The organism is Halolamina salina (assembly GCF_042678005.1).
Taxonomy (GTDB): Archaea; Halobacteriota; Halobacteria; order Halobacteriales; family Haloferacaceae; genus Halolamina; species Halolamina salina.
The window spans coordinates 12,489-20,574 of the sequence record NZ_JBHUDH010000025.1 but is presented as its reverse complement, the minus strand read 5'-3'; the positions used below and the strand labels follow the sequence as shown (position 1 = coordinate 20,574).

At 69.9% G+C, this 8,086-nt stretch carries 9 protein-coding genes; 4 read left to right on the top strand and 5 right to left on the bottom strand.

Going from position 1 to position 8,086, the window contains the following annotated elements; all coding sequences use genetic code 11:
• Window positions 1-46: 46 nt before the first annotated feature.
• The gene (locus ACFR9S_RS03175) at window positions 47-601 is read right to left on the bottom strand and encodes a gluconate 2-dehydrogenase subunit 3 family protein (protein ID WP_379732550.1); all 555 of its coding nucleotides are present in this window, start codon (window positions 599-601) and stop codon (window positions 47-49) included.
• Window positions 602-647: 46 nt separating this feature from the next.
• Entirely contained in the window at window positions 648-1,805 is a 1,158-nt protein-coding gene (locus ACFR9S_RS03170; protein ID WP_379732551.1) for a methionine synthase, read from the bottom strand.
• Between the two features lie 104 nt (window positions 1,806-1,909).
• On the opposite strand from ACFR9S_RS03170, the gene ACFR9S_RS03165 reads away from it, so the two are divergent.
• Window positions 1,910-3,166, top strand: a complete 1,257-nt coding sequence (locus ACFR9S_RS03165) for an MFS transporter (protein WP_379818050.1) — start codon at window positions 1,910-1,912, stop codon at window positions 3,164-3,166.
• A 44-nt stretch (window positions 3,167-3,210) separates the two neighbouring features.
• Here ACFR9S_RS03165 and ACFR9S_RS03160 read toward each other — a convergent pair whose 3' ends face one another.
• Window positions 3,211-3,357, bottom strand: coding sequence for a hypothetical protein (locus ACFR9S_RS03160; protein WP_379732510.1), 147 nt, complete (start codon window positions 3,355-3,357; stop codon window positions 3,211-3,213).
• Window positions 3,358-3,442: 85 nt separating this feature from the next.
• On the bottom strand, window positions 3,443-4,411 hold the full coding sequence (locus tag ACFR9S_RS03155) for a Gfo/Idh/MocA family protein (RefSeq protein WP_379732509.1): 969 nt from the start codon (window positions 4,409-4,411) through the stop codon (window positions 3,443-3,445).
• A 95-nt stretch (window positions 4,412-4,506) separates the two neighbouring features.
• Here ACFR9S_RS03155 and ACFR9S_RS03150 point away from each other — a divergent pair, with 95 nt between their 5' ends.
• Complete coding sequence (locus ACFR9S_RS03150) at window positions 4,507-4,713, top strand: hypothetical protein (protein ID WP_379818049.1); 207 nt, start codon at window positions 4,507-4,509, stop codon at window positions 4,711-4,713.
• Here the strand turns inward: ACFR9S_RS03150 and ACFR9S_RS03145 are convergent.
• A complete protein-coding gene (locus ACFR9S_RS03145; RefSeq protein WP_379733011.1) occupies window positions 4,710-5,162 on the bottom strand; it encodes a DUF5683 domain-containing protein in 453 nt (150 codons plus the stop codon). The two genes, ACFR9S_RS03150 and ACFR9S_RS03145, sit on opposite strands and share 4 nt — an antisense overlap.
• Before the next feature lie 85 nt (window positions 5,163-5,247).
• On the opposite strand from ACFR9S_RS03145, the gene ACFR9S_RS03140 reads away from it, so the two are divergent.
• Together ACFR9S_RS03140 and ACFR9S_RS03135 are read left to right on the top strand one after the other, a co-directional pair.
• Window positions 5,248-6,429, top strand: a complete 1,182-nt coding sequence (locus ACFR9S_RS03140; RefSeq protein WP_379818048.1) for an MFS transporter — start codon at window positions 5,248-5,250, stop codon at window positions 6,427-6,429.
• A gap of 58 nt (window positions 6,430-6,487) precedes the next feature.
• Window positions 6,488-7,945 (top strand): MATE family efflux transporter, encoded by a 1,458-nt coding sequence (locus ACFR9S_RS03135; protein ID WP_379818047.1) that lies wholly within the window; start codon window positions 6,488-6,490, stop codon window positions 7,943-7,945.
• Window positions 7,946-8,086 lie beyond the last annotated feature (141 nt).

Here is an 8,086-nt window from a genome sequence, read left to right as displayed (position 1 = left end):
ACGATACACACGTCGGCGTTCTCGGTGGGGGTTCGGTCGGCCTCGTTCATTGCGGTCCCCGCTGATAGCTCGCAGTGCCGCCCGGATAGCCCGGCGGGTTCTCGAGTCCGGCCAGTGACGCCCCCGTGGGCGAGGCGTACAGGCCGAACAGCAGGTCGTTCACGAGGTAGTAGCGCACGCGCTGGTCGTCGTCGCCGTCCGGATCGGGGTCGGCGGTGTCGACGGCCATGTAGGAGAGCAGTTCCTCGCGGCCCCCGGCGTCGAGATCGGCGTACGCCGCCCCCTCGAGGTTCTCGGCGTACTCGTTCAGGGTCGCGACCGCGTCGAGCATCCCGCGGCCGTGCTCGGGGCGCTCGCGCACGCGGGGTCGAACCCACTCCGCGACGAACTCGCCGACGTTCTCCACCTCGCTGGGGTAGAGCACGCCCGCGAGCGCCACGAGCGTCTCCAGATCGTCCTCGCCCAGTTCGAGGTCGTCGTCGCCGTCGTTCGGCGTTCCGTTTTCGTCCCACGAGTCGGCGTCCGGTGCGGAACAGCCCGCGACGCTGCCCATCCCCGCCGCCGACAGCGCCGCGAGCGCGTCCCGTCGAGTGAGCCGCATCTGTCGGGCGAGAATTTGGCTAGCCTAAAGAAGAGCGTTGTGATCGCTACCGGAGTCGCTCCGAGGCGATCTCGGCGCCCTCGACGAGCGCTTCGAGTTTGGGCCACGCGATGTCGGGGTGGACCATCCCGAGGCCGGCCTGCGTGCCGAAGCCGCAGTCGGGCGCGGCGACGATCTCGGTGTCGTCGGGGACGACGTTGGCGACGCGCTCGATGCGGTCGGCGATCGTCTCCGGGTGGTCGATGATGTTCGTCTTCACGTCGACGACGCCGGGGATGAGCGTCCAGCCGTCGGGCAGGGGGTGCTCGGCGAACGCGCGGTACTCGTGCTGGTGGCGGGGGTTGGCCTGCTCGACGCTCAGCCCGGAGATGTCCGCCTCGTACAGCGTGGGCAGCATGTCCGCGAGGTCGGTGTCGAGGTGGTGGGGACCCTCGTAGCTCCCCCAACAGGTGTGGAGTCGGACCTGCTCCTCGGGGATGCCCGAGAGCGCCTCGTTGAGCGCGTCGACGTGGAGTTCGACGACCTCGCGGAACTCCTCGACCGAATCGTCGGCGAACAGGTGGGTGTGGCCGGTCGCGAGCAGGTCCGGCGCGTCGATCTGGATCGTCGCGCCCGTCTCCGCGAAGATCTCGTACTCCTCGGCCATCGCGTCGGCCACGTCGAACACGTACTCCGCGTGGTCGTCGTAGTGCTCGTCGACGTGGGTCGCAGCGACGACGCTGGGAGAGGCGGTGGTGAAGAACGTGTCCTCGATGTCGACGCCAGTGCCCTCGATCGCCTCGCGGAGCTGCTCGACCTCCTGCTCGGCCGCCTCGTGGCCCTCGTAGCGGATCTCGCCGGTGACGGCGGGCTGTTTCGCGAGGTCGATCACGTCGGTCTCGAACGTGTCCTCGGCGACCGCGGGATACTCCTCCAGATCGGCCCACAGCTCCTGCTCGCGCTTGCCGCCGATGTTGGTGAGCCGATCGCCGACGTAGTAGTTGAACGAGACGCGGGGCTGCTCGCCGTTGTTGATCTCGTCGATCCCCGTCTGGAGCTGTCGGTCGACGATGTCGTGGGTCGCCTCGCGGCTCACGCGGTCCCACTCCTCGGGGTCCACCTCCCCGCCCGACTCGCGGGTCCGCAGCAGGTCGAGTAGCTCCGGGGGTCGCGGGAGGCTGCCGATGTGTGTCGTCTGGATCCGATCGCCGTCGTGAGTCGACATACTCGGTAATACTCATACCTATAAATATAACCAGTGGTTTTCCAGAGGGCGACAGCCCGGCCGGAAACCGTCCATTCAAGCGGGTCCGCGCCGGGGTGAGCAACATGGACGGAAACGACCGGCGGATCGTGGGACTAGCGGGGGCGGCCCACGCGCTGGTCCACACGTACGAACTCTCGGTGCCCATCCTCGTGGGGATCTGGCTGGCGCAGTTCGCGACGACGGCGGCCGAACTCGGCATCGTCGTCTCGGTGGGGATGGCGCTGTTCGGTATCGGCGCGCTGCCGGGCGGGGTGCTCGCGGACCGCTACGGCTCGCGGAAGCTGATCGCGCTCTGTCTGGTCGGCATGGGCGGCTCGTTCCTCGTGCTCTCGGTCGCGCCGGGGGCTGCCGCCGGCGTGCTCGACGGGCTGCCGCTGCTCTCGACCAGTCCCGCGGTGATCGCCATCGCGGTCGCGCTGGTGCTGTGGGGCGCCGCGGCCAGCGTCTACCACCCCGCGGGGCTCGCGCTCATCAGCAAGGGCGTCTCCGAGCAGGGACGGGGCTTTGCGCTCCACGGGATGGCCGGCAACATCGGTATCGCGGCGGGACCGCTGGCGACGACGGTGATGCTCGCGTTCCTCGACTGGGAGACGGTCGCGGCGGTGCTGGCGGTGCCGGCCTTCCTCGCGGCCGGCGCGGCGCTGCTGCTCGACGTCGACGAAACGACCCACCGGAGCGACGACGACGAGGAGGACGACACGCCCGACTCGATCGGCGAGTTCCTCAGCGTGTCGGCGACGGTCGTCAAGAGCGCGTTCGCGTTCGTGTTCATCGTCGTGATGATGAACGGGCTCTACTACCGCGGCGTGCTGACGTTCCTGCCCGAACTGCTCGCGGGGCTGGAGACGTTCCAGCCCATCGAGATCGCGGGCGAGCCGCAGGAGCCGGCGAACTACGTCTACTCCGGCCTGCTCGCGGTCGGGATCGCCGGCCAGTACGTCGGCGGCCGGCTGACCGAGCGCCTCTCGCCCGGGCAGGGGATCGCGTACGCCTTCGGCGCGCTGGCGGTGCTTGCGGTGCTGTTCCTCCCGCTGGCGTCGATGGGCGCGGCGCCGCTGCTGCTGGTGAGCGGGGTGCTCGGCTTCGCGCTGTTCATCGTCCAGCCGATCTATCAGGCCGCCGTCGCGGAGTACACCCCCGAGTCCGCCCGCGGCCTCTCCTACGGCTACACCTACCTCGGCAACTTCGGCGTCGGCGCGCTCGGCGCGGGGATGGCCGGCGTGATCCTGACGTACTCGAACCAGACGGTGCTGTTCCTCGTGTTCGCGCTGATCGCCGGGATCGCGAGTAGCGTGGGCCTGCTGTTGCTGCGACGGTAGTCGGCTGCCAGTGGGCTACGGAGGAGATTCCCACCGTCTCGGGCTCACGACACCGTTCCGGTGTCGAGTTTGCTGATCGTCACGACGTACTGGCTCCCGCAGTCACACTCGAGGAGTTCGTCACAGTTCGGCCCGCCCACGTGACTGAGGGTCCCCGCACAGTCGTCACACTCGATCTCGATACAAGTCATGTTACGAGACCAACTCGACTACGAGCGGATAAGTGTTGTCTAATCACCACTTCTTGGAAGTCCGGTACACGACGCGGATCGGCCCTCACTCGGTGTCGGCGGCCACTCGCTCCCCGTCGGAGTCGAACACCGCGTCCACCACGCGCTGGACGCGGTTCGCTTCCGCGAAGCTCACCAGATCGCCGCCGTCGCCGTCCAGCTCCGCGACGAACTCCTCGACCAGCCGCAGCGTCGTCTCGCCGGGGTCGTTCACCACCACCTGCTGCTCCGCCCCCTCGCCGCTCTCGGCGAGTCGGTACCAGTCGAGCAGCGTCAGCGACCCCTCGGTGCCCACGACGGTCATCGAGTTCTGTTCGTCCGCGCCGCAGTCGGTGAGCAGGTCGATCGTCCCCGGGACGCCGTCGGCCGCGAAGTAGCCCGTGATCGACGCCTCGTAGCGCCCGGGTGCGGTGTACTCGACCGCGGCGTCCACCCAGTCGACGCCCCCGAACGCCTCCTGTACGGCGAACAGGTAGTGGGTGCCGACCTCCCGCAGCGGCCCGCCCTGCTCGCGGCCGGCGAGCCACTCCACGTCCTGCCACTCGCGGGGCCACTGCGGGAAGCGGAAGGTAAGCTCGATCCGCCGCGGCTCGCCGATCTCGCCGGCGTCGATCCGGTCGAGAAGCTCCCGGACGCCGGGCGTGTAGCGGAACGGGAGGTTGATCGCCGTCGGCTGCTCGCTCCGCTCGGCCAGCGCGACGAGTTCGGTGCCGACGGTGGCGTCCTCGGCGATCGGCTTCTCACAGATCACCGGCTTGTCGGCGGCGACGGCGGTCTCGACCACTGCACGGTGGGCCTTCGGCGGGACGCCGACGTAGACGATATCGACCGCGTCCGCGGCGATCATCGTCTCGTGGTCGGTGTAGGCCGCACAGTCGTACTCCGCGGCGAACGATTCGACCTTCGACTCCACCAGATCGCAGGCGGCGTGGACGGTCGTCTCGGCGTGTGCCTCGAACGCGTCGGCCAGCCGGTGGCCGATGACCCCACAGCCGACGACGGCAACGTTGTACACAGCGGGGGGAGGGAACGAGGGGGCTTCAGCCTTCGGTCGGCGGGGGCGCGCCGCGCTCCGCCGGGGTTATGTCTCTCGCCGGCGACGCCGAAACTGTGACCGACGACGGCGTGTTCGGACGGCTCCCGGGGCGGTACGCACACGCGTACCTGGTGGTGGCCTTTTTCGTCCTGCCGGCGGTGGCGGTGGTGCTGAGCGGCGGCGGCGTGCAGCGCCCGCCCGGCCCGGTCGCGACCGCGCTGCTCGTCGCGGTCGTCGTCCACCACAGCCTGTTCCTCGTCGCGTCGGTGCTGCTGGACTAGATGTCGAGCGGCGGCTCCCGCCCCTCGGCGACGACGTAGGCGTCGTACACCGCGTACAGCCAGACCGCGGGGTAGAGCACGATCCCGACCAGCGCCAGCACCGAGAGCATCGCGACGAAGCTGGCGACGACGATCGCCGCACCCTTCGCAGGCTCGCGGTTGTAGAACTGGCCCAGCCCGGGCAGTATCGCGGAGTACACCGCCGCGACGAACGCGTTCTCTCCGTTGGTCAACACCTCGATCAGATCGTCCATCGACGACCCCGGCGACTGCTGGCGGACGCCACACTCCGGACAGATCTCCGCCTTCTCGCTGATGATCGTTCCGCAGTCCCGGCAGTACACCTCGCCCTCGCCCGGGGTCGATCGGTCGTCGCCGTCAGTATCGTCGATTTCGTCGGCCGTCGCATCGTCCGTGGAGGGTTCCTCGTGGGGACCGTCGTCGCTCATACCCCACGCTGGGCGTCGAACGCGGGTAGCTCTTGTGGCGCGCCGATCCGGGCGCTTTTGGCGCTGGCGCCGCCCGGTTCGACCGATGCCACCGGCCGCCGTCGCGCGCTACTACGCCTACAAGGCCACGAAAGCGGTCGAGCTCTACCGGCCGATCATGTACCTCTACTTCGCGAGCGCCGGCCTCTCCTTCTTCCAGATCACGGTGCTCGAAGCCGCCTACAACGTGACGACCGTACTGGGGGAAGTCCCGACGGGCTACCTCGGCGACTGGCTCGGCCGCCGCAACGGGCTGATCGTCGGCACCGCGACCATCGCGCTCACGCTGCTGGGCCTCGGGCTGGCCGACCGGCTCGCCCGGCCCTTCCCCGCCTTCCTCGCGCTGTACGTCTGCTGGTCGCTGGGCTACACGTTCCGCTCGGGGACGGAGGACGCGTGGCTCTACGACTCGCTGGTCGGAGACGACCGCTCCTTCTCGGACCTCCGGGGCCGCGGCGAGTCGTTCGCGCTCGCCGCCGGCGTCGTCGCCGCGGTCGCCGGCGGCTACCTCGCGTCGGTGGACCTCTCGGTCCCGTTCTACGCGGCGGCGGCGGTGACGGGCCTCGGCGCGGTGATCCTGCTGACCGTCGACGACGACGGCGACGACCCGGCCGACCGGACCACGCTGTCGGCCAGCCTCGACGCGGTGCGGGCGGCCTTTGCCGACCGGCGGCTCCGCGCGTTCCTCGTGCTCTACTACGTGCTGTTCGCGGCGGCGACGTACCTCGCGTTCATCTTCCTCCAGCCCCGGATCGAGACCGTCGCCGCGGGCTACCCGCTCGGCGACGTGGAGACGCTACTGGGCTGGTACTACGGCGCGATCAGCCTCGTGGCCGCGGCGGTCACGTACCGCGCGGAGTGGATCCGGGCGACCGTCGGGCTGCGGGCGTGGTTCCTCGTCGTCCCGCTCGCGGTGGGGCTGCTGCTCGTCGGCCAGTGGGTGCTGCCGGTCTCGGCGTTCCTCGCGTTCGTGCTGGTGCGCGGGCTCTCCGAAGCGACTCGGGTGTTCGCGAGCCAGTACGTCAACGACCGCATCGACGCCGTCGGGCGCGCGACGACGCTGAGCGCGATGTCGATGGTGAGCGGGCTGGCGGTCGTCCCGTTCCAGCTCGGCAGCGGGCTGCTTTCGGACGCCCTCTCGCCGGGCGTCGCCCTCGCCGCGGCGGGGGCGGTGCTGTTCGTCGGGAGCGTCGCCGTCCACCTCGTCGGCACCCCCGTCGACGAGTAGGAGCGAGGCTGGCGGGATTGGTAAGCCTCTTCGCGGTCCGGGAAGAACCCGGGAACGAGTGTCCCGCACTGCAGACGTCCTCCGGCTGCCGATCCTCTACATCGGGCTGGCGCTTGCCCGCCTCGGCCTGATCGATCGGGAGCGAGCGATCGAGACCGCCGATCTGGCGTGGCCCCGCATCGTCACCGGCGTCGCCCGGATGTCGAAAAACGCCGCCGACGTGGCGATGGTCGGCGCGGTGCTCGGCGCCGACGCCATCGCCGGCGTCGGTGTTGCAGGCCCGTTCTGGGGGCTGGCGTTCGCGATCGGCGGCGGCGTCGCCGGAGGGACGATCGCGCTCGTCTCACAGCGCTACGGCGCCGAAGCGTACGAGCAGCTCGGGCTGGCGGTCCGCTCCAGCACGCTGCTGGTGATCGTCGTCTCGCTGCCCGTGACGGTCACGTTCTGGCTGTTCCCCGAGCAGTTGGTCAGGCTGATCAACAGCGACCCGACCCAGATCGACTACGCCGCGCGCTACCTCCGCGTCGTCGGGCTGGGGATCCCCTTCGCGGGGCTGAACCTCGTCGGGAGCCGCGTGCTCGTCGGCGCCGACGACGCCTACACCGCGATGCAGGTCCGGGCCGGCGGCGCGGTCGTCAACGTCGCCCTCAACGCCGTGTTCATCGTCGTCCTCGGCTGGGGCGTCGAGGGCGCGGCGCTCGGCACCGTGCTCTCGAACGTGTTCGCGGTGAGCGCGTTCGCGCTCGGACTCTCGCGCGGGGGAATCCCCGGGTTCGGGGGCTTCCCCGTCGAGATCGACCCCGTCGGGACGTACGTCGACCCCGGCACGTTGCGCGATCTGGTCCGGATCGGGACCCCCGTCGGCGCGCGCAACCTCGTCTGGACGGTCGCGGAGTTCCCGATGCTCGCCTTCCTCGGGAACTACCGCGACGGCACGCTCGCGGCGTTCGTCGTCGCCCGCCGCATCTGGGGGATCATGAACACGCCCGGCTGGGGGTTCGGCCTCGCGGCCTCCAGCCTCTCCGGGCAGGCGCTCGGGCAGGGGAAGGAGGCGCTCGCGGAGGCGTACGGCCGGGACATCATCCGCTTCTCGGTCGCGACGTACGCGGTCTCGGCGACGATCACCGCGATCTTCGCCCGGCCGCTGGTGAGCCTGTTCATCAACACCGACTCCCCGCCGGCGACCGAACCGATCGCGGTCAGCCTGATCTACGCGGCCTGCGTCGCGCTTTTGTTCCGGGGGATCTCCGGCTCCTCGATCGGCCCGCTGGACGCCAGCGGCGACACCCGCGTCCCCTTCCTGAGCCAGTTCCTCGGGATGTTCTGCTGTTCGATCCCGCTGGTGTACCTCGGCTCGGTGACCGCGCTGGGGATCTGGGGGGTGTATCTCGCGTTCATGGCCGAGACGATCGTCCCCGCGGCGATCAACTACTGGCGGTTCAACAGCGGGAAGTGGAAGGAGATCAGCCGCGACATCCGCCCCGAGCAGGAGGACGCGGCGACCGCGGTGGACTGACTCCGTTGCCGGGGCCGGGGGCGTGAGAACGCTTAACTCCGAGCCACCCCCCGCGCCGGTATGTCCGAACTCCTGTTGTGCGGCGGCACCGTCCAGACGCTCGACGACGACCGACGGGTCGCCGACAGCGTGCTGTTCCGC